At 72.4% G+C, this 18,372-nt stretch carries 12 protein-coding genes and 15 pseudogenes; 15 read left to right on the forward strand and 12 right to left on the reverse strand.

The genetic code is table 11. The features are described from left to right. Positions 1–85 precede the first annotated feature (85 nt). The 4 genes and pseudogenes from FF86_RS08970 to FF86_RS08980 all read left to right on the forward strand — a co-directional run. Positions 86–248, forward strand: a 163-nt coding sequence (locus FF86_RS08970) for a DUF2630 family protein (RefSeq protein WP_242418446.1), incomplete at its 3' end; no start/stop codon positions are given. 1 nt (position 249) lies between these two features. Then, positions 250–331: pseudogene (locus FF86_RS44155) on the forward strand (DUF2630 family protein); the annotation flags it as partial. A 73-nt stretch (positions 332–404) separates the two neighbouring features. Continuing rightward, positions 405–1,184: an SDR family oxidoreductase gene (locus FF86_RS08975; RefSeq protein ID WP_044882948.1), complete on the forward strand. Its 780-nt coding sequence runs from the start codon at positions 405–407 to the stop codon at positions 1,182–1,184. 626 nt (positions 1,185–1,810) lie between these two features. After that, a complete protein-coding gene (locus tag FF86_RS08980; RefSeq protein WP_396229823.1) occupies positions 1,811–2,548 on the forward strand; it encodes a glycosyltransferase in 738 nt (245 codons plus the stop codon). A gap of 17 nt (positions 2,549–2,565) precedes the next feature. Here the strand turns inward: FF86_RS08980 and FF86_RS08985 are convergent. The 3 genes and pseudogenes from FF86_RS08985 to FF86_RS08990 all read right to left on the reverse strand — a co-directional run. Further along, positions 2,566–3,606, reverse strand: a 1,041-nt coding sequence (locus FF86_RS08985; protein ID WP_242418433.1) for a sensor histidine kinase, incomplete at its 5' end; no start/stop codon positions are given. A gap of 1 nt (position 3,607) precedes the next feature. After that, positions 3,608–3,986, reverse strand: a pseudogene (locus tag FF86_RS44165) (cyclic nucleotide-binding domain-containing protein); the annotation flags it as partial. Positions 3,987–4,090: 104 nt separating this feature from the next. Then, the gene (locus FF86_RS08990; RefSeq protein WP_199865293.1) at positions 4,091–5,809 is read right to left on the reverse strand and encodes an FAD-dependent oxidoreductase; all 1,719 of its coding nucleotides are present in this window, start codon (positions 5,807–5,809) and stop codon (positions 4,091–4,093) included. 417 nt (positions 5,810–6,226) lie between these two features. Here FF86_RS08990 and FF86_RS08995 point away from each other — a divergent pair, with 417 nt between their 5' ends. After that, positions 6,227–7,243, forward strand: coding sequence for a PHB depolymerase family esterase (locus FF86_RS08995; RefSeq protein WP_236706247.1), 1,017 nt, complete (start codon positions 6,227–6,229; stop codon positions 7,241–7,243). Here FF86_RS08995 and FF86_RS33180 read toward each other — a convergent pair. Further along, a complete protein-coding gene (locus tag FF86_RS33180; protein ID WP_052680870.1) occupies positions 7,157–7,846 on the reverse strand; it encodes a helix-turn-helix domain-containing protein in 690 nt (229 codons plus the stop codon). The genes FF86_RS08995 and FF86_RS33180 overlap by 87 nt on opposite strands. A 67-nt stretch (positions 7,847–7,913) precedes the next feature. On the opposite strand from FF86_RS33180, the gene FF86_RS09005 reads away from it, so the two are divergent. The 3 genes and pseudogenes from FF86_RS09005 to FF86_RS09010 all read left to right on the forward strand — a co-directional run. Next, positions 7,914–8,424: MBL fold metallo-hydrolase (locus FF86_RS09005; protein ID WP_242418434.1), on the forward strand; the 511-nt coding region annotated here is incomplete at its 3' end. A 1-nt stretch (position 8,425) separates the two neighbouring features. After that, positions 8,426–8,627: pseudogene (locus FF86_RS44170) on the forward strand (MBL fold metallo-hydrolase); the annotation flags it as partial. A 23-nt stretch (positions 8,628–8,650) separates the two neighbouring features. Next, positions 8,651–9,538 carry a carbon-nitrogen family hydrolase gene (locus FF86_RS09010; RefSeq protein ID WP_242418435.1) on the forward strand — a complete coding sequence of 296 codons (888 nt, stop codon included), beginning with the start codon at positions 8,651–8,653 and terminating at the stop codon, positions 9,536–9,538. Positions 9,539–9,680: 142 nt separating this feature from the next. On the opposite strand, the pseudogene FF86_RS44175 reads toward FF86_RS09010, so the two are convergent. The 3 pseudogenes from FF86_RS44175 to FF86_RS44185 form a co-directional block, all read right to left on the reverse strand. Beyond that, positions 9,681–9,972: pseudogene (locus FF86_RS44175) on the reverse strand (ammonium transporter); the annotation flags it as partial. 1 nt (position 9,973) lies between these two features. Continuing rightward, a pseudogene (locus FF86_RS44180) lies at positions 9,974–10,243 on the reverse strand (ammonium transporter); the annotation flags it as partial. 1 nt (position 10,244) lies between these two features. Beyond that, a pseudogene (locus FF86_RS44185) lies at positions 10,245–10,907 on the reverse strand (ammonium transporter); the annotation flags it as partial. A gap of 247 nt (positions 10,908–11,154) precedes the next feature. On the opposite strand from FF86_RS44185, the gene FF86_RS09020 reads away from it, so the two are divergent. Then, positions 11,155–11,574 (forward strand): pyridoxamine 5'-phosphate oxidase family protein, encoded by a 420-nt coding sequence (locus tag FF86_RS09020; protein ID WP_044882953.1) that lies wholly within the window; start codon positions 11,155–11,157, stop codon positions 11,572–11,574. A gap of 54 nt (positions 11,575–11,628) precedes the next feature. Here the strand turns inward: FF86_RS09020 and FF86_RS09025 are convergent, their stop codons facing one another. Beyond that, the gene (locus FF86_RS09025) at positions 11,629–12,363 is read right to left on the reverse strand and encodes a TetR/AcrR family transcriptional regulator (RefSeq protein WP_044882954.1); all 735 of its coding nucleotides are present in this window, start codon (positions 12,361–12,363) and stop codon (positions 11,629–11,631) included. Positions 12,364–12,685: 322 nt separating this feature from the next. Between FF86_RS09025 and FF86_RS44190 the strand changes: the two are divergent. The 5 pseudogenes from FF86_RS44190 to FF86_RS44210 form a co-directional block, all read left to right on the forward strand. Then, positions 12,686–12,893 (forward strand): annotated as a pseudogene (locus tag FF86_RS44190) (MFS transporter); the annotation flags it as partial. Between the two features lies 1 nt (position 12,894). Further along, positions 12,895–13,007: pseudogene (locus FF86_RS44195) on the forward strand (hypothetical protein); the annotation flags it as partial. Position 13,008: 1 nt separating this feature from the next. Continuing rightward, positions 13,009–13,301: pseudogene (locus tag FF86_RS44200) on the forward strand (MFS transporter); the annotation flags it as partial. A gap of 1 nt (position 13,302) precedes the next feature. Next, positions 13,303–13,697, forward strand: a pseudogene (locus FF86_RS44205) (MFS transporter); the annotation flags it as partial. Position 13,698: 1 nt separating this feature from the next. Then, positions 13,699–14,105: pseudogene (locus tag FF86_RS44210) on the forward strand (MFS transporter); the annotation flags it as partial. A gap of 193 nt (positions 14,106–14,298) precedes the next feature. On the opposite strand, the pseudogene FF86_RS65715 reads toward FF86_RS44210, so the two are convergent. Then, positions 14,299–14,453: pseudogene (locus FF86_RS65715) on the reverse strand (sensor histidine kinase); the annotation flags it as partial. A gap of 1 nt (position 14,454) precedes the next feature. Beyond that, positions 14,455–15,525 (reverse strand): annotated as a pseudogene (locus FF86_RS09035) (sensor histidine kinase); the annotation flags it as partial. A 204-nt stretch (positions 15,526–15,729) separates the two neighbouring features. On the opposite strand from FF86_RS09035, the gene FF86_RS09040 reads away from it, so the two are divergent. After that, positions 15,730–16,143, forward strand: a complete 414-nt coding sequence (locus FF86_RS09040; protein ID WP_044882957.1) for a hypothetical protein — start codon at positions 15,730–15,732, stop codon at positions 16,141–16,143. Between the two features lie 343 nt (positions 16,144–16,486). On the opposite strand, the pseudogene FF86_RS44215 reads toward FF86_RS09040, so the two are convergent. Together FF86_RS44215 and FF86_RS44220 are read right to left on the reverse strand one after the other, a co-directional pair. Next, a pseudogene (locus tag FF86_RS44215) lies at positions 16,487–17,078 on the reverse strand (proteasome assembly chaperone family protein); the annotation flags it as partial. A 1-nt stretch (position 17,079) separates the two neighbouring features. Beyond that, a pseudogene (locus tag FF86_RS44220) lies at positions 17,080–17,363 on the reverse strand (PAC2 family protein); the annotation flags it as partial. Positions 17,364–18,372 lie beyond the last annotated feature (1,009 nt).

Consider the following 18,372-nt stretch of genomic DNA (forward strand, 5'->3'; position numbering starts at 1 on the left):
CACATCCCGAGAATCGCGTTCCGCGAANGTCTTCCGCTTTGCGGTCCGATCCCACGGCCTCGGGCTGGCGTGATTGAGTGGGCGGGTGGACGACGAGCGGATCTACGCCCAGGTCAGCGCCCTCGTGGCCGAGGAGCACGAGCTGCGGGGCCGCCGCGCCCGCGGCGAGATCGACGCCGAGACCGAGCACGAGCGCCTCGAGCGCCTGGAGCAGGCGCTGGACCAGTGCTGGGACCTGCTGCGCCGCCNCCGCGCCCGGCGCGACGCCGGCCAGGACCCGCAGGGCGCCGAGCCCGGCAGCGTCTCCCAGGTCGAGCACTACCTTCAGTAGGACGGCCGGCTTCCGGGACGGCCGGCGTCGGTGGGAGGGCCGGCAGGGCGGCGGCCTGGAGTAGGGGAGCGGGATGGATCTGCAGCTTTCGGGCCGGGTCGTGCTGGTGACCGGCGGCTCGGACGGCCTCGGCGCCGCGCTGGTGCGGACCCTGGCCGCCGAGGGGGCCAGGGTGGCCTTCTGCGGCCGGGACGCCGCGCGGCTGCGGTCGGTCGCCGAGACGGCGGGTGGCTCGGCCGGGGAGGTCCTGCCGGTGGTCGCCGACGTCCGGGAACCGGCCGACCTCGATCGGTTCGTCGCCGCTGCCACCGAGCGGTGGGACGCCGTCCACGCCCTGGTCAACAACGCCGGGGCCAGCTCCGCGGGGCCGTTCGAGCGCCAGACCGACGAGGCCTGGCAGGGCGACCTCGACCTGAAGCTGCACGCGGCGGTGCGGGCGTCCCGGCTCGTCCTGCCGCACCTGCGCCGGGCGGGCGGCGGGAGCATCGTGAACTCGCTGTCGATCAGCGCCCGGGCGCCGGGCGCGGGCTCCATGCCGACGTCGGTCACCCGGGCCGCCGGACTCGCGCTCACCAAGGCCCTGTCCAAGGAGCTCGGCCCGGACAACGTCCGGGTCAACGCGATCCTCATCGGCATGGTCGAGAGCGGTCAGTGGGACCGGGCCGCGGCCGCGCAGGGCATCGGGATCGACGAGCTCTACGCGCGGATGGGGCGCGACTCCGGCATCCCGCTGGGCCGGGTGGGCCGGGCGCAGGAGTTCGCCGACCTCGTCGCGTTCCTGCTCTCCCCGCGGGCCGCCTACATCACCGGCACGGCCGTCAACCTCGACGGCGGACTGAGCCCGGTGGCCTGACGGTCCGGCCGAAAGGTGACCTTCCCGTGGCCCGTTTCCTGTTCGCCACCACTCCCGGCGTAGGCCACACCGCCCCGGCCTACCCGGTCGCCCGGACCCTGGTGGGGCGCGGCCACAGCGTCCGGTGGTACGCCGGTTCGGCTTTCGCCGACGCCATCACGGCCACCGGCGCCACCTTTCATCCCCTCAGCGAGCACCACAACGACTTCAGCGTCCTCGACCTGAACGAGCGGTTCCNCGGTCACCAGAAGCGGACCGGACTGCGCAAGCTCCAGTTCGAGATGGTCCACGGGTTCGCCCTTCCCCTGCTCGGACACGTTCGGGATCTGCGCGCCCTGCTCGAGCGGGAATCCGCGGACGTCATCGTCGGCGACACCGCCTTCATCGCTGCGGCACTGATCCAGGAACTCGGCGGCCCGGCGTTCGCCGGTTTCGGCATCACCGTGCTCGGTTTCCCGAGCCGGGAGCTGGCGCCCTTCGGCCTCGGGCTGGCCCCGTCCGCCGGCCTGGTCGGACGGCTGCGCAACCGCGCGCTCGACCAGCTCATGCGCCGGGTCGTGTTCCGGCCGATGACCGCCGCGGTCAACGACGTCCGCGGGCAGCTCGGCCTGGCGCCCACCGCCCAGATGGTGTTCGAGTATCCGCTGGTCTGCCGGCTGTACCTGCAGTTCAGCCCGCCCGGCTTCGAGTATTCCGTTCCGGATCTGCCGCCCCAGGTGTGCTTCGTCGGCCCGCCGCGCCCGTTGGCCGACCCGGCCTGGCAGCCGCCGGCCTGGTGGCCCGAACTGACGGCGGGCCGCCGGGTCGTGCTGGTCAACCAGGGCACCGTCGCGACCGATTCGGCCCAGCTGATCCGTCCCGCGCTGGACGCGCTCGCCGGCGAGGACATCCTGGTGGTCGCCGTGACCGGCGGCGCCGACCCGGCCGAACTCGGGACGCTGCCGGTCAACTCCCGGGTCGAACGCTTCATCCCCTTCGACGAGCTCATGCCGCACATCGACGTCTTCCTCACCAACGGCGGGTACGGCGGGACACAGCTCGCGCTCTCGCACGGCGTGCCGATCGTCGGCGCCGGCCGCACCGAGGACAAGAACGAGGTCAACGCCCGGGTGGCCTGGTCCGGCGTGGGCATCGACCTGCGTACCCAGACACCGACCGCGCAGCAGATCCGCACGGCCGTCCGTCAGGTGCTGGCCGACCCCCGCTATGCGACGCAGGCGCGCCGCCTGCAGGCCGAGATCGCGCGCGCCGGCCGCGAGGAGAAGGCCGCCGACCTGCTGGAGCAGCTCGCGGACCCCGCCGGCGCGGGTCCGGCGGCTCCTGTGCTCCCTGTTCAGAATTCAGGTCTGGCACCGAAAACGTGAAATCTTGGTGGGCGAATTCACGTCTGCTTGGACTGCGGCGGGCTGGCGGGCGGGTCCTCGGCTGGGCTGTCGGTGGCGGAGGCGGAGGGGGCGACGAGGGGAAGGCGGACCTGGAAGCGGGTGTCGCCGGGGACGGAGGTGACCCGCAGGTCGCCGTGGTGCTTCTTCACCACGATCCGCCAGGAGATGTCCAGGCCGAGACCGGTGCCCTCGCCGACCGCCTTCGTCGTGAAGAACGGCTCGAAGATCCGGTCCCGGATGGCGGGGTCGATGCCGGGGCCGCTGTCGCCGATCTCGACGACGCCGAAGTCGTGGTCCGCGAAGGTACGCACCGTCAGCGTGCCGCGGTGGTCCATCGCGGCGACGGCGTTGTCGATCAGGTTCGTCCAGACCTGGTTGAGCTCGGCCGCGTAGGCGGGGATCGCCGGCAGGGACCGGTCGTAGTCCCGGCGGATCTCGACGTCGTCGCCGATCTTGCGGCCCAGCATGACCAGGGTGCTGTCGAGCAGCTCGTGGAGGTCGACGGTCTGGTACGGCGCCCGGTCCATCTGCGAGTACTGCTTGGCGGCGGTGACCAGGGTCGAGATCCGGGTGGTGGAGTCCTCGATCTCCCGCATGAGCAGTTCGCTCTCGACCGTGTAGGTCAGCCAGCGCACGGCGCCGTCGAGCACGCCCGCCGGCACCGAGTCGGCCACGTGGTCGAGCCAGGCGACGTCCAGGCCGGCCTGCACGAAGATCGGCGCGACGTCCCAGGCGTCGCCGATGTCACGTTCGTCCAGCCAGTCGCCGATGAGGTCCTCGCGGTCCGAGACCTCGATCGGGGTGAGCGTCGGTGCCTTCGCCACCCGCTCCACCGCCTCTTCCTGCAGGCGGATGAGCACCTCCAGCTCGGTCCGCTCATACGGACCAGCGGCGATCATGCCGAGCTTGTGCCGCATGCCGGCGACCCGCTCGCGCAGCGCCGAGGTGGCCCGCACGGCGGCGGCCGCCGGGTTGTTCAGCTCGTGGGTCAGCCCCGCGGACAGCGAGCCCAGCGCGAGCAGCCGCTCCCGCTGGCCNACCACCTGCTGGGTGTTCTGCATGCCGAAGAACAGGCCCTCGAGCATGTGCAGGGCCATCGGGAACCACTCGCGCATCACGGTCGCCACGTCGTCGGCGTCGAGGACGAAGAAGCGGCTGGGCTCGGTCACCCGCATCGAGTTCTTGTAGAGCTGGGGCACCCGGTCGCCGAGATAGGCGTGCCAGGCGCCGGCGTACACCCCCCGCTGGGAGGAGCGCACAACCTCGATGTCGTCGGCACCCACCCGGGTGGACATCACCAGCGCGCCGGAGATGAGCACGTAGAAGCAGGTCGCGGGCGCGCCCTCGCTGTAGACCGGGCCGGGTTCGAGCAGTTCGGCGTGCCCGCGTTCGCACAGCCAGTGAAGCTGGTCGTCGGNGAGCTTCTCGAACAGGAACAGAGTGCGCAGCTCGTCGACGTCGCAGGGAACCGTCTTCATGATCGCCCTCCTGGTCGGGCCGTCTTCGCTCCGGCGAGGCACATCAATGCTTCTCCAGGTAGCGGTGGACGAGCGCGATGGCCATGGCGCCCTCGCCGACCGCCGAGGCCACTCGCTTCACCGACTCCGCGCGGGCGTCGCCGGCGACGAAGACCCCCGGCACCGACGTCTCCAGGTGGTAGGGGTCGCGGTCGAGCGACCAGCCCGGCGGGCGGCGGCCGTCGACGACCAGGTCCGGCCCGGCCAGGACGAACCCGCGCTCGTCGCGGGTCAGCACGCCGTCGAGCCAGCCTGTGCGCGGCGCGGCGCCGATGAAGATGAACAGCCACTGGGTGTCGACCGTCTCGGTCTCGCCGCTGGCGTTGTCGCGCAGCGTGAGCCGTTCGAGGTGGCCGTCGCCCTCCGCCGAGACGATCTCGGTGCAGGTCCGTACGGTGATCGCCTCGACCCCGGCGATCTGCTGGATCAGGTAGTGGGACATCGACGCCTCCAGCGACGACCCGCGCACGACCATGGTGACCCGCCGGGCGTGCCGGGCGAAGTGCATCGCCGCCTGGCCGGCGGAGTTCGCCCCGCCGACGATGTAGACGTCCTGCCCGGCGCAGGAGGGCGCCTCGGTGAGCGCGGAGCCGTAGAACACCCCGCGGCCGGTGAACTCGTCCAGGCCGGGGGCGGTGAGCTGCCGGTAGGACACGCCGGTGGCGAGGACGACGGCATGCGCGGAGATCTGCCGGCCGTCGTCGAAGTGGACCGTGCGCGCCGGGCCGCAGATCTCCAGCGCGACGGCGTCGCGCGCGGTGAGGACCTCCGCGCCGAACTTGACCGCCTGGCGGCGCGCGCGGTCGGTGAGCTGGGCGCCGGACACGCCGTCCGGGAAGCCCAGGTAGTTCTCGATCCGCGAGCTCTGGCCGGCCTGCCCGCCGGTGGCCGTGCGCTCGACGAGGACGGTGCGCAGCCCCTCCGAGGCCGCGTACACCGCCGAGCCCAGTCCCGCCGGGCCCCCGCCGATCACCACGACGTCGTAGAAGTCCGCGGCGGGGGAGGTGGTCAGCCCGACCCGGCCGGCGAGCTCGGCGTCGGTGGGGTCGGTCAACGTCACCCCGTCGGGAGTGATCACGACCGGCAGCGTGTCGGGGGACGCCTCGGCCGCGACCAGCAGCCGCGCGCCCTCCGGCTCCTCGGACAGGTACCAGCGGTAGGGCACCTGGTTGCGGGCGAGGAAGTCGCGCACCTCGTAGGAACGCGCCGACCAGCGGTGCCCGACCACGCGGGTCTCGGTGACGGGGCTGTGGTCGGCGGCGAGCCAGGCGTCGAGCAGACCGTCGACGACCGGATAGAGCTTCTCCTGCGGCGGGTCCCACGGCTTGAGCAGGTAGTGGTCGAGATCGACGATGTTGATGGCGTCGATCGCCGCCGTGGTGTCGGCGTACGCCGTCAGCAGCACGCGACGCGCCGTCGGGTACAGGTCCATCGCCTGCTCGAGGAACTCGATGCCGTTCATCGCCGGCATCCGGAAGTCCGCGAGCAGCACGGCGACCCGATCGCCGCGCAGCTTCATCTCCCGCAACGCGTCGAGCGCCTGCGCCCCGGACTCGGCGCGCACGATCCGGTAGCGCTCCCCGTACTGGCGCCGCAGGTCGCGGGCGACCGCGCGGGAGACACTCGGGTCGTCGTCGACGGTGAGGATCGCCGGGCGGGCCGGCGGCCTCGAACCGGGCGCCGCCGCGGCGCCGGGCGTGGGCGGAGCCGATGCGGACGTCATGGTTGCCCCCCGGGGAGATCGGTGGCTGGCGCGGTGCCGGTGTGTCGGACGCGGAGCGGTCGAGCGCGGGCCACGGGCCGCCAGGCCAACGCCTCGGAGAGGAGGCGGGTGGGCGCGGGTGAGCCGGTGCCGTCGGTGCGCCGCCGCCTTCCGCCAGTCTATGGTTCTGTCCCCCGCCGCGTTCGTACGTGCGGGAAACCGCCGCAGACCGACCCGTTCCGCAACGATCGCGACGATGCCGCGGCTGTCGGCCGCCTGGTCGGCGGTTCGCCACGCGGGGAGGACGCCGAGCCTCGTCGGCGAAGGTCCGCTGCCGGGCGCCTGTCCCGATGCGGACAGTCGGACAGGCGTCCGTGGCCAGACGTCATATTTCCCGGGCCTTGTTCGTACCGTGGTCAGATGTTCCGTGCTGGGAGTGTGCCGAGATGGCCGCTCGCCGTGATGGGCATCGCCGTCATGGCGGCGGTCATGTCGCTGGCCGTGGCGGTGTTGCCCGGCCGCTCCGAGACCACCATCGGCCAGGTTGCCGGCGCACCGCCACTGCGGCTGGCCGCGGGCTCGTCCCGCCTGACGGCCGGCGACGGGTGTGCGGCGTCCGCCGGACGCGTTCCGCTGTCCGGCGGGGTGCACGTTCTCGTTCACGACGGCGTCCGGCGTTCCTACCGGTTGGCGGTGCCCGCGGATTACGACGGGCGATTCTCCTATCCCGTCGTCTTCGACTTCCACGGTTTCAAGGCGGACGCGGCGCTGGAGGATCAGCGGTCTCGCCTGGGTGCGGCCGGCGCCGGGCGCGGCTTCGTCGTGGTGACTCCCGACGCGCTCGGCACGCCGCGCCGGTGGAACACCCTGAGCGAGCCGGGCAGGGCCGACGACGTCGGCTTCGTCGGTGCCCTGCTGACCGACCTCGCCTCCCGGTTCTGCCTCGACGGCCGGCGGGTGTACGCCACCGGGCATTCCAACGGCGCCGAGTTCGCCGCCGCGCTGGTCTGCCGGTCCGCCCGGTTCGCCGCCGTGGCCATGGTCTCCTCGACCTTCGAGGCCCGTTGCCCCGCCGGGCGCGCGCCGGCGACGATGGCCGTGCACGGCACCGCCGATCCGTCGGTGCCCTACGGTGGCGGCGTGGTGGCGGGCTCCTCGACCCGGGTGCCCGCGGCGCCGGAGGTGGTCCGCGCCTACGCCGATCGCTACGGCTGCGACCCGACCCCGCTGACCACCCGGCCCGCCGCCGAGATCGTCACCCGCCGCTACGTCGGCTGCGCGGGCGGCGGCGAGGTCCTGTTCGACACGGTCCTCGGCGGCACCCACCTGTGGCCGGCGAGTCCCGAGGCCCGCCGCGACCCACACGACTCACCCGCCGGGCGCACCTTCGACGCCACCGGCGCCATCCTCGATTTCTTCACCGCCCACCGGGCACCCCGGCCGGTCGCCGGATGACGCGACGGATTCCCGGTCCTGCGGGGGTTCCGGGTCCTGCGGGGGTTCCGGGTCCTGCGGGGGTTCTGGGCGATCCTGTGGGGGTTCTGGGCGGTCCTGGCGGGCGAGGAAGCGCCGGATCGCCTCGACATCGGCCGGAACGATCGGGCCCGGCGAGCGGATGGGGGGCGCCGGGCGGGTGACGACCGCGCGCGCCGGGCGAGCGGATGGTCCGGACACAAGCGCGACGTCGACCGGGTGCAGGGGCAGCGCCTCGTCGAGGACGAGCTGGCCCGGGCGGCGGTCGCCTTCCCAGCTTCCGTCGGCGTGCTGGACGTACAGTTCGTCCGCATACACGGCGTAACGCCGGAAGTCGTATCCGGAGTCGTGCGTTGTGGGGTCGGCACGGGTGGCCGCGCGGTCGAAGGCAGCGCGGATGCGGCCCAGGCTGATCCCGGCCCGCCACAGCGTCCCGATCATCCGGAGCTGGGCCAGGTCACGGCCGCCGTCGCGGACCAGCCCGGAGCGACGCCAGCGCGCCACCTGGCGGGGAGTGACCCGGGCGTCGGGCGGCTGCGGGGGGCCGGTTGCCGGCGTCCGCGACGTGGGTTCATCCCCCGTCATGTCGCCGAATGTAGCCCCACGTCGCCGGCTCGTCCCACCTCGGGGCGGACCTTCATAAGCTGAACGGATGACCGAGCGTCTGTACTTCCGCCAGCTTCTGTCCGGCCGCGACTTCGCCGTCGGCGACCCGGTCGGCACCCAGATGGTCAACTTCGTCTACCTCGTCGGGGATCGGGAGACCGGCGAGGCGGTGGTCGTCGACCCCGCCTACAAGGTGGACGACCTGCTCGCCCTGGTCGCCGCCGACGGCATGCGGCTCACCGGCGCGCTCGTCAGCCACTACCACGCCGATCACGTGGGCGGCTCCGCGTTCGGTTTCGAGATCGAGGGCATCCGCGAGCTGCTCACCCGCGTGCCCGTGCCCATCCACGTCAACCGGGCCGAGGCCGAGTGGGTGCGCCGGGCCACCGAGGTCTCCGCCACCGACCTCGTCGAGCACGACGACGCCGACGTGGTCACGGTCGGGGAGATCCCGATCCAGCTCCTGCACACCCCGGGTCACACCCCCGGCAGCCAGTGCTTCGTCGTCGACAACCGGCTTGTCGCGGGCGACACCCTGTTCCTGGAGGGCTGCGGCCNGATGGACCTGCCCGGCGGCGATGCCGGGCTGATGTACGACAGCCTGCGCCGGCTGGCCACCCTGCCGGACACCACCACCGTCTTTCCGGGCCACCAGTACTCGCCGCAGTCCTCCGAGGACCTGTCGGTCGTCAAGCGGATGAACCACGTCTTCCGGCCGACGAGCGCCCAGCAGTGGAAGTCGATGCTCGGCCTGAGCTGATCGCGACATGCTGGAGACCCGCCATGAACCCGACGACACCGGCACCGCTTTCGGCACCAGCACCGGCACCGGCGTCGGCGACCGCTCCGGCGGCCGGCCGCATCCGCACCGTGTGCCTGCAGATCGACTGCCCGGACGGCGAGAGCGCCGCGGACCGGGTGCGCCGGGTGCTGGCCGAACTGCGCCGGACCGACGCCGACCTCGTCGTGCTCCCCGAGCTGTGGGCCACCGGCTACTTCCATTTCGACGCTTACCGGGCGCAGGCGGAGCCGCTGACCGGCCCGACGCTGACCGCGCTGCGGGAGGTGGCCCGGGAACGCCGATTCCACCTGGTCGCCGGCAGCCTGGTGGAGCGGGCCGACGACGGCCGGCTGTACAACACGACCGCCCTGATCGGTCCCGGTGGCGACATGCTGCACACGTATCGGAAGATTCACCTGTTCGGCTACGAATCCGACGAGGCCAGGCTGCTCACGCCGGGAACGACCGCCGACGCCGTGCGCACCGAGCTCGGCTGCATCGGCCTGGCCACCTGCTATGACCTTCGTTTCCCCGAGCTGTTCCGGCTGCTCGGCGACGCCGGTGCCGATCTCGTCGCGGTCGTGTCGGCGTGGCCCGCGGCCCGGCTGGAGCACTGGCGCGTGCTCACCCGGGCCCGCGCGATCGAGAACCAGGTCCACCTCGTCGCCTGTAACCTCGCGGGCCGGCACGCGGGCCGCGACATGGCGGGGGCGAGCGTCGTCGTAGACCCGTGGGGGGTGGTGCTGGCCGAGGGTGGCCAGGGCCCCGCCCGGGTCCGCGCCGAGCTCGACCCGGCCCTCCCGGCCGCCGTCCGCGCCGAGTTCCCGGTGCTCACCCACCGCCGGCTCGGCGTCACCATCGTCCCGGACGCGGACGGCGTGCGGCCCTGACGCCCGACCTGCGGCCAGTTCGCGACCCTCGGCTCCCGCGGCCGGGGTCACCGGGGATGGGAGGCTCAGGGTCAGGGTCATGGTCGGGCTCAGGGTCAGGGTCGGGGTCGGGGTCAGGATCGAGGTCGCCAGCGGCTGGAGGTCACCAGAGCCGGTAGGCGACCTCGCCGTGCTGGGTGGTGTCGAGACCCTCGGCCTCCTCGTCCGCGGTCACCCGCAGCCGGTGGACCAGCCGCACCGCCCCAGCGATGATCAGTGAGACGACGAACGAGTAGGCCACCACCGCCGCGACGGCGACGATCTGCTCGCGTAGCAGGCGGCTGCCGCCGCCGTAGAACAGCCCGTCCCTGCCGCCGATGTCGCTGCTACCCAGCAGTCCGATGAGCAGGGCGCCCAGCGCGCCGCCGACGAGGTGCACGGCGCCGACGTCCAGGNCGTCGTCGATGCCGACCTTGCCCTTGACGGCGGTGGCCAGGGCGCAGACGCCGCCGGCGAGCAGACCGATGACGATCGAGCCGACCGGGGTGACGTACCCGGCCGCGGGGGTGATCGCCACCAGGCCGGCGACGGCGCCGGAGGCGGCGCCGAGCGTGGAGGCCATCCCGTCGCGCAGGCGCTCCATGAGAATCCAGCCCAGCATGGCGCAGGCGGCCGCGGTGTTGGTGTTCACGAACGCGCTGCCCGCCAGCTCGTTGGCGTGCAGCGNGGAGCCGGCGTTGAAGCCGAACCAGCCGAACCACAGCAGGCCCGCGCCGAGCAGAACGAACGGGACGTTGTGCGGGCGGAAGTCGCCGCTGGGCCAGCCACGGCGGGGACCCAGCACGATAGCCACCGCGAGTGCGGCGGCGCCGGCGTTGGCGTGGACGACGGTCCCCCCGGCGAAGTCCTCGGCGCCGTGCTCGTAGAGCCAGCCGGTGGGGGAGAAGACCCAGTGTGCGACCGGGCCGTAGACCAGCACCGACCACAGCGCGATGAACAGCGCGAAGGCGCTGAACCGGAACCGGTCCGCGCTCGCCCCCGTGATGAGCGCCGGCGTGATGACGGCGAACATGAGCTGGAAGCAGACGAACACGACCGGCGGGATGGTCTGCCCCGCCGCGCCCGTGTAACCGGCGACCTGGACGTTCATATGGGCGAGCCCGACGTGGTCGAACCCGCCGACGAACCCGTTCGCCCCGCCGAAGGCCAGGCTGTAGGTGACCAGGACCCACAGCACGCTGACGATGCCCATGCAGAAGAAGTTCTGCATGATCATGCTCAGGACGTTCTCGACCCGGACCATCCCCCCGTAGAAGAACGCCAGGCCCGGCGTCATGAGCAGGACGAGGGCGGCGCTGGCCAGCACCCAGGCGGTGTCCCCTGTGTCGATCGTCCCGAAGTCGAACGGCGTGTCGCTCCTAGTCCCTGCGCCGCCGTTGTGCGTGTCCCCGTGGTCCGTGGGCGAGCGTCGGACCAGCGAAGATGCGTCGTGCGACGAGGGTCGGCAGCGGTGCTTTCCGGCTCGTGTCGTGTGGGTATCGGGTTGGTAAAGGTGCTGTTTTGGGTGCGTATCGTGGCAGTGCTCTCCGGTTGCGTGGCTGCCGGACGGCCCCGCCTGTCCGTGGCAGGCTGGCGGCATGTCGAACCAGTCCGCCCGGCCGCCCGACCTGACCGGTCGTGGCGGGGAGTTCCTCGACTTCTGGCGGGAGCGGCACCTGTGCAGCCTGACCACGGTGCGCGCCGACGGCAGCGCGCACGTGGTCGCCGTCGGCGCGACCCTCGACCCGGCGGCCGGGCTCGCCCGCGTGATCACCTCCGGCCGGTCCCGCAAGGCGCGGCTGATCGCCGCGGGGCCCGCCGCGGGAACCGCGGTCGCGGTCTGCCAGATCGACGGGCGCCGCTGGTCGACGCTGGAGGGGCTGGCCGTGGTACGTGACGATCCGGCGAGCATCGCGGAGGCGGAGCGGCGCTACGCGCAGCGTTACCGCGAGCCGCGGGCCAACCCGCTGCGGGTCGTCCTGGAGGTGCGGATCACCCGGGTGCTGGGCAGCGTCTGATCGCGGTGGGCGCGGGTGGGCACATCGGGACGGTGCTGGTCAGGGCGGTGCTGGTCAGGACGGTGTCGCGCCGATGGCGGCCGCGATCCCGGCCAGCAGCCATTCCAGGCCCTCGGCGAAGCTCTCTCGGGCATCCTCACCGACCAGGACGAGGTCCTGGCTGTGGAACTGGGCCAGGTGCGGGTACTGGCCGCTCTCGAGCACGCCGGTCAGATAGCGCTGCACCCCCGCCCGGTCGGCGCCGCCGAGATAGCCCTGGCGCTCCCGCAGTTCGGCGGTGACGTGCCCGAGGGTGTAGGTGTCGACGGCGCGCAGCAGCGCACCTCGCCGGCGGGGCGGTAGCGGCAGGGCGGACACCGCCGCCGCGGACTGCTCGGCGTGGCGCAGCCCGTTCGGGCCGAGGCGAGGATGGCAGGCGAGCGTCTGCAGGACCCAGGGATGGCGCAGGCTGCTGTCCCGGGTGCGGTGGGCGATGGCGCGCAGGGCGTCCCGCCAGTCCGCCGGCAGCGGCTCGGGCACGATCACCTCGGCCGCCACCTGGTCGTTCATCAGCGCGAGCAGGTCGTCCTTGCGGTCGAAATGGGAGTACAGGCTCATCGGCCGGGCGTCGAGCGCCGCCGCGACCCGGCGGATCGAGACCGCCTCGAGCCCCTCGGCGTCGGCCATCGCGACAGCCGCGTCCACGATCGCCTCCCGGGTCAGCCGCGGCCGGCGGCGTTCGGCCGGCCGGGCCCAGACGATCCCGGACGACCCCCCCGCCGGCGCCGGGCGGTCTGCCGCGCCCGTCACCCCGGCGAGCGTCGGGCTCGTGGGGGTCGGGCTCGTGGGGGTCAGGTTCGTGGGTGTCGGGCCTGCGGGTGCTGCCGGGCGGTGTGCGGGGGCCGGGGGGACGAAGGCCGTCGGTACCGCCGGGAGTCTCTCCGCGCGGGTGTGGTCACCCATACCTCGAGGTTACGTGGTCCGACGACATCGTTACGGTGTACGAGTCACGATGCGCCGTAGCGAAAGCGAGACGGTGTATCGTTCAGGCGTGGGTTGGCGAGTGCCGGTTATCCGCCGCGCTGGTGGCGCCGTGACGTGATCCCCTGAACCGTTCCGGAGGTGTGGGCCCATGGCTGTGCAGGCCGAGGTGTCGACGGCGGATGGCGCCGGCGCGGGCAGTGGCGACCGGTTGGATCCCGAGCTCGTCCGGCTGGCGCTGGTCGTTCTCGTCGGAGCGGTCGTGGTGCAGCTCGACGCGACGATCGTGTCGGTCGCGCTCGACACCCTCGCGCGGTCCTTCGACGTCGGCGTGTCGACAATCCAGTGGGTCAGCACCGNCTACCTGCTGGCCCTCGCGGTGGTGATCCCACTCACCGGCTGGTCGGTCGAACGCTTCGGGGGTAAGCGGATGTGGCTGGCGTCGCTGACGCTGTTCCTGGTGGGCTCCGTGCNCTGCGGGATCGCCTGGTCCGCGAGCAGCCTGATCGCCTTCCGGATCGTCCAGGGCGCGGGGGGCGGGCTGCTGCTGCCGCTGATGCAGACGATCCTCGCCCAGGCGGCCGGTCCCGCGCGGTTGGGCCGGCTCATGGCGACGGTGGCCGTCCCGGCCCTGCTCACCCCCGTGCTCGGCCCCGTCGTCGGCGGTGTGCTCATCGACGATCTCGGCTGGCGGTGGATCTTCTTCGTCAACGTGCCGGTCTGTGTCGTCGCCATCGCGCTGGCCTGGCGCCTGATGCCCGAGATGCNGGTAGCGCAGCGCCACCCGTTCGACGGGGTCGGGTTTGCCCTGCTCTCGCCGGGGCTCGCCGTCGCGATCTACGGCTTGTCCGAGGCGGGTCGGCGCGGCGACTTCACCGACCCGAGGGCGCTGGTGCCTCTGCTCACCGGATTGGCGATGATCGCCGTGTTTGCCTGGCACGCGTTGCGGACCAAAATCGTTCCGTTGATCGATCTGCGCCTGTTCCGCTTCGCGTCGTTCTGCGGCTCCGCGGGGATGATGTTCCTGTTCGGGCTCTCGCTCTACGGCGCGATGTTGTTGCTTCCGCTCTACGAGCAGCAGGTGCGGGGGCGCAGCGCCATCGAGGCCGGGCTACTGCTCGCGCCACAGGGGCTCGGCATGATGCTTGCGATGATTCTGGTCGNCCGGCTGGTCGATCGGACCAGCCCGCGGCTGCTCGTCCTGATCGGGATCGTGCTCAGCGTGCTGGGCTCGGTGGCCTACACCCAGGTCGGCGCGGACACGAGCGAGGTCCTCCTCGGGGGCTCCCTGGTGCTGCGGGGAATGGGCCTCGCGGCCGCGTCGATCCCCGTCATGTCGGCGGCCTACCATGGACTACGTCCCACCGACATTCCCCGCGCCACCTCGGCGGTGCGCATCTTCCAGCAGATCGGCGGCTCTCTCGGCACCGCCGTGCTCGCGGTGGTTCTGGCCCATCAGCTACGGGGGACGACGTCGGGTGGCGCCGCGGTAGACCTCGGCGCGCAGGCGCACGCCTACGCGGTGGCGTTCTGGTGGACGCTGGGGTTCTCCGTACTCGCCGTTCCGATGGNCCTGCTGTTGCCGGGTCGGGCGGCCGGCAGTCCGCGGCCTGCGGCACCACGGGACGGATCGGCTGCGGCGGAGTCGGCTGTCGGACCTGACCCGGGCACGCCGGGTCTCGTACCTGGCGAGACGGGCCCGGTGGNGCGGCCAGTCTGACGGTTTCGCCCGAGCGGTGCCCTGGCGGCGGACGGCACCGAAGATCAGTGCCCGGAGCCGGGGTCGTCGGTGGCATCCCGCCAGGGCAGCGCGACGCTGACCAGCGTCGGGCCGCCGGGCGGGCTGTCGACGACCAGGGTGCCGTCGATGGCGTCCAGGCGCCCGGTCAGACCGGCGAGACCCGTACCGCAGCGGGGATNCGCGCCGCCGACGCCGTCGTCGCTGACCCGCAGCAGCAGGCTGGCTCTGTCGGGGCGGCGCAGCTCGATCGTGGCGGCGCTGGCCTGGCTGTGCTTGCTGATGTTGGTGAGCAGCTCCGACGCGGTGAAGTAGACGATGCCCTCCAGGGCGGGGGCCGGCCGGCTGCTCAGCTCGACGGCGGCCCGGGTGGGCACGGTGCACCGGGCGGCAAGCGAGGTCAGGGCCGCGGGCAGGCCGCGATCGGTGAGGATCGCGGGATGGATGCCGCGGGCGAGGTCGCGCAGCTCCTGCAGGGCGAGTTTCGCCTCGCCGTGCGCCTCGGCGACCATTTGGGCGGCGGCGTCAGGATCGTCGGCGAGCTTCTCCTTCGCCAGCCCCAGGCCCATGGCCAGCGCGACGAGCCGGGCCTGCGCGCCGTCGTGCAGGTCGCGTTCGATCCGCCGCAGGTCGGCGGCGGCGGAGTCGGCGAGCGCGCCCCGGTCCGCCTCCAGCTCCCGGATCCGTCGCTCCACCCCCTCCGACGGGGAGAGCAGTCCGCGGATCATCGCCCGATCGACCGCGACGAGCCCGCGCGTGGCCGAGGGCAGCACCACCCAGCCCACGGTGAGCAGCAGCACCGCCGCCACAAAGCTGATGATGCTCCAGGGCAGGCGGATGAACAGGTACAACGCGGTACGCCAGGACACTGGATCGGCCAGCGCGGCGAACATCGAGCCGAGCCCGCCGGCCCGGCGGCGCGGCCGCCGCGACGGCGCGCCGATCCGCAGGCCGAGCAGCCACCGCGCCCGGACCCGCTCGATGGTGCCCAACACGCGGCACAACTGCAGGCCGAACGCGAGCACGGGTATCCCGATCACCGTGACCACCAGGCCCGCACCGAGGGCCAGCGCCGTCGTCACGCAGACGAAGCCGATAATGCCCAAAGGGAGGTTCAGCAGCAGGAACAGAACACCCCGCCAGGTCGCGGCGCCCGCGGCGAGCCGTTGTTGGCGGGGCGCGGCGGCCTCGGCGGATCCGGCACCTTCGGGGGCCGGGGCGGGGTCGGCCGTGGCGGCGACAGGCGCAGTCACCGGCTGCCGTCCTCCCACTGGATCTTCCCACCGGAATCGTCTCGGGCCGGTCCCCGCGGCCGGTCCGGGACGTGCGTCGAGAGTACCCCGATCATGGCTAAGCCGAGACTTTTGTCGGTGGGGGATGGTTGTCTTCTCGTAGATCCGGAGGGCATCCGCTTCCCACCCGGAAGCGGTCGGGCGACCACGAGGAGCTTGGGAGTCATGAAACTTCTCACGGCCACCGCGTACGCGCAGGGCCTGCGTGTCGACGATTTCCACTGGGCGGTGGAAGGTGAGCTCGTAACCCTGCGTGCGTTCTGTGACATGCACCTGGACCGGCCGCATGGCCGGTGTGAGTGCGGCCGGGTCTTCGTCGGCCTGGGCTCTTTCTACGGAACGACGACGGCGATGGTCCGAGACCTTCCCGGAATTACGGAAACGGATTACCTGGAGGCATTGCGTAATAGTCTGGACGCGCAGGGGTGGGACGCCCGCCACGCCGACGCGGAGGCATCGCGCCTGCTCACAGAGGTCGACCGCTGGCCGGTGGGGGCGATCGTCGAGCGGTTCGTCGACGGGCTGTCGGTCCGGGCGCTGTCGGACGCGAGCATCGGCCGCGTGCCCGACCGTCGCTGAGACCGCCCGGATCGGGTTCGGGTCTCCCGCCGTCGTGGCGGCGGGAGACCGATGCAAACCGGGGTGACGGCGTGCCGGCGAAAGGGTGACTCTCGCCGGTGGCGAAACGGAATAGTGGTATTTCGCGGATGTCGCCAGGAAACAGCAGAAACCGGAAGGTCGTGNGCGCTCAGGGATTTGCAGAGTTCCTGCACGATGTGCGACAAGAGGTACAACCGGTCGACGCCGGGTCTGCTGGTTCCGAGCGGCCGGTTCCGAACGGCCGGTTCAGAGTGTCGGATTCAGGACAGCGGGTTCGGACCGCCCGGCTCGGACTGTTCGGCGAGGAAGCGTTCGAGCGCCNCCCCGAGCTCATCGGCGGTCGGCAACTTCTGCTCGGCGTCGATCGTGGGCAGGCTGGGGCCGCGCCGCCCCCGCTGGTAGGCGTCGTACTGCTCCTCCAACGCGTGGACGAGCGCCGCGGCCTCCCCGCCCTGGGCGATCTGGCTGTTGACCTCGTCCTGGACGGCGACCGCCGCGGAGCGCAGCCCGTCCAGCGGAAGCATGAGGCCGGTCGCCTTCGATACGGACGTCAGCAGCACCTCGGTGGCTGCGGGGTAGGTCGTCTGGGCCAGGTAATGCGGGACGTGGACGGCGAAGCCCATCGCGTCCCGGCCGTCGCGGCCCAGCTCGTACTCCAGCAGGTGCCCGGCGCTGCCAGGGACCTGGAGCCGGCGCAGCCACGGCTCGTAGCCGACGACCAGCTCCTTGCTGCTCCCGTGTGCCGTGATCGTCGCGGGGCGGGTGTGCGGAACCGCCATCGGCACGGCGTTGAGCCCGACGGTGAGGCGGACGCCGAGCCGGGCCACCAGCCCGCGGACGGCCGCCGTGAAGCGCTTCCACTGCAGGTCCGGCTCGGGGCCGGTGAGCAGGAGGAACGGCGTGTCCGACTCGTCNCGAAGCTGGTAGAGCGCGAGCACCGGGTCCGTGTAGCTCTCCCAGTGGTCCTCGGAGAAGATCATGGTCGGCCGGCGGGACCGGTAGTCCAGCAGTTGATCGACGTCGAACGTCGCGACGATGCGATGGTCGAGCGCGGTCAACAGGTGCTCGCCGGCGAGGCTGACCGCGTTGCCGGCGTCGACGACGCCGGTCAGCGCCTCCAGCATGATCGGGCGATGTGCGTCGATGGGGTCGTCGGACGCGTCCTCGGTGAGACTGTAAAGCTCCTGCGGATCAAGCACGATCGAGGTCCTCCTTACACCACCGGTCGCTTCCGTCACCTGAAAAGAAGCGCGGCAGACGCCGCCGGCATTCCGCCGGGGCCGGGGACCACCGGACGACGGGCGTCGCCNGCCTCGGCCGCGCACCGGCCTGACGCCGCCCGGGTCTCATGCGCGATTTTACCCGCTTCCCGCCTTCGGTAGGGAGCTGATAACGAAGCCGTCACACGCTGCCGCTAGGCTCCCGGAAAAGTTTCGGCGCCCACCCGGATGCCTGCAGCAAGCCAGCCGGCTCGGTGCGGGGGCCCGGCCCTGACGACCAGGACCGCGGCCGCCCCACCGGTCCCGGTCCGGGACCGGTCCGGGACCGGACCGGCGCGCCCGATCGGGCCCGCGCCGCGTGGCGAGAGGCGGCACGTAATGACGGACACGCCGACGGGAACCGGGCCACAGCGGGGGCCACTACGGGGCTCACGGGGGGGCGCCGTCACCGGACGAGGCGCCCCCACGGCCATCGACGAGGTCGACGTCCGCCGCATCGAGGCCGTCTGCGTGCCGTTGCGGTCACTGAACACCGAGGGGCTGCTCGCCGGCCTGTTCGATGGAATCGACGGCTCCGCCGAGCTGGTCGCGCTCGTCGCCGCGTACTGCGTGCTCGACCACGCGGCTCTGCTGATCGCCGTCGACGACTTCGACGCTGCCCTGGCCGCGCTGGCCTCGCTCGGGCTTGAGCCCAGCGCGCTGGTCCCGAGCGTCATCGTGCGGGCCCGGCTGGGCGAGCGTTACGGCGTGCGGCCGGACCTGCTCGACGTGCGCCTCACCCATGCGTCGCTGCGCTCCGACGCCGGCGCCGGCCGCACGGTCGAGATCTTCATGGTGCGGCGCACCCCCGAGCTGCCGCCCGGCCTCGTCGAACAGGAGCGCGCCTTCGAGCTGGAACGTCACTTCGCGATGCGGCTGCCCCAGCCGAACCCGATCATCATCGAGGGGCTGCGCTGGGTGCTGCGGACCCGCGCGGAGTTCCACTGGG

It is taken from the genome of Frankia sp. CpI1-P, from assembly GCF_001421075.1.
GTDB classification, from domain to species: domain Bacteria; phylum Actinomycetota; class Actinomycetes; order Frankiales; family Frankiaceae; genus Frankia; species Frankia torreyi.

Excerpts from the sequence above, each read along its gene's own strand:
- FF86_RS09020 (WP_044882953.1), top strand. The coding sequence starts at position 11,155 with ATGTCGAACCAGTCCGCCCGGCCGCCCGACCTGACCGGTCGTGGCGGG.
- FF86_RS08975 (WP_044882948.1), top strand. The coding sequence starts at position 405 with ATGGATCTGCAGCTTTCGGGCCGGGTCGTGCTGGTGACCGGCGGCTCG.
- FF86_RS08980 (WP_396229823.1), top strand. The coding sequence starts at position 1,811 with ATGGTGTTCGAGTATCCGCTGGTCTGCCGGCTGTACCTGCAGTTCAGC.
- FF86_RS08990 (WP_199865293.1), bottom strand. The coding sequence starts at position 5,809 with ATGACGTCCGCATCGGCTCCGCCCACGCCCGGCGCCGCGGCGGCGCCC.
- FF86_RS09010 (WP_242418435.1), top strand. The coding sequence starts at position 8,651 with ATGAACCCGACGACACCGGCACCGCTTTCGGCACCAGCACCGGCACCG.
- FF86_RS09040 (WP_044882957.1), top strand. The coding sequence starts at position 15,730 with ATGAAACTTCTCACGGCCACCGCGTACGCGCAGGGCCTGCGTGTCGAC.
- FF86_RS33180 (WP_052680870.1), bottom strand. The coding sequence starts at position 7,846 with ATGACGGGGGATGAACCCACGTCGCGGACGCCGGCAACCGGCCCCCCG.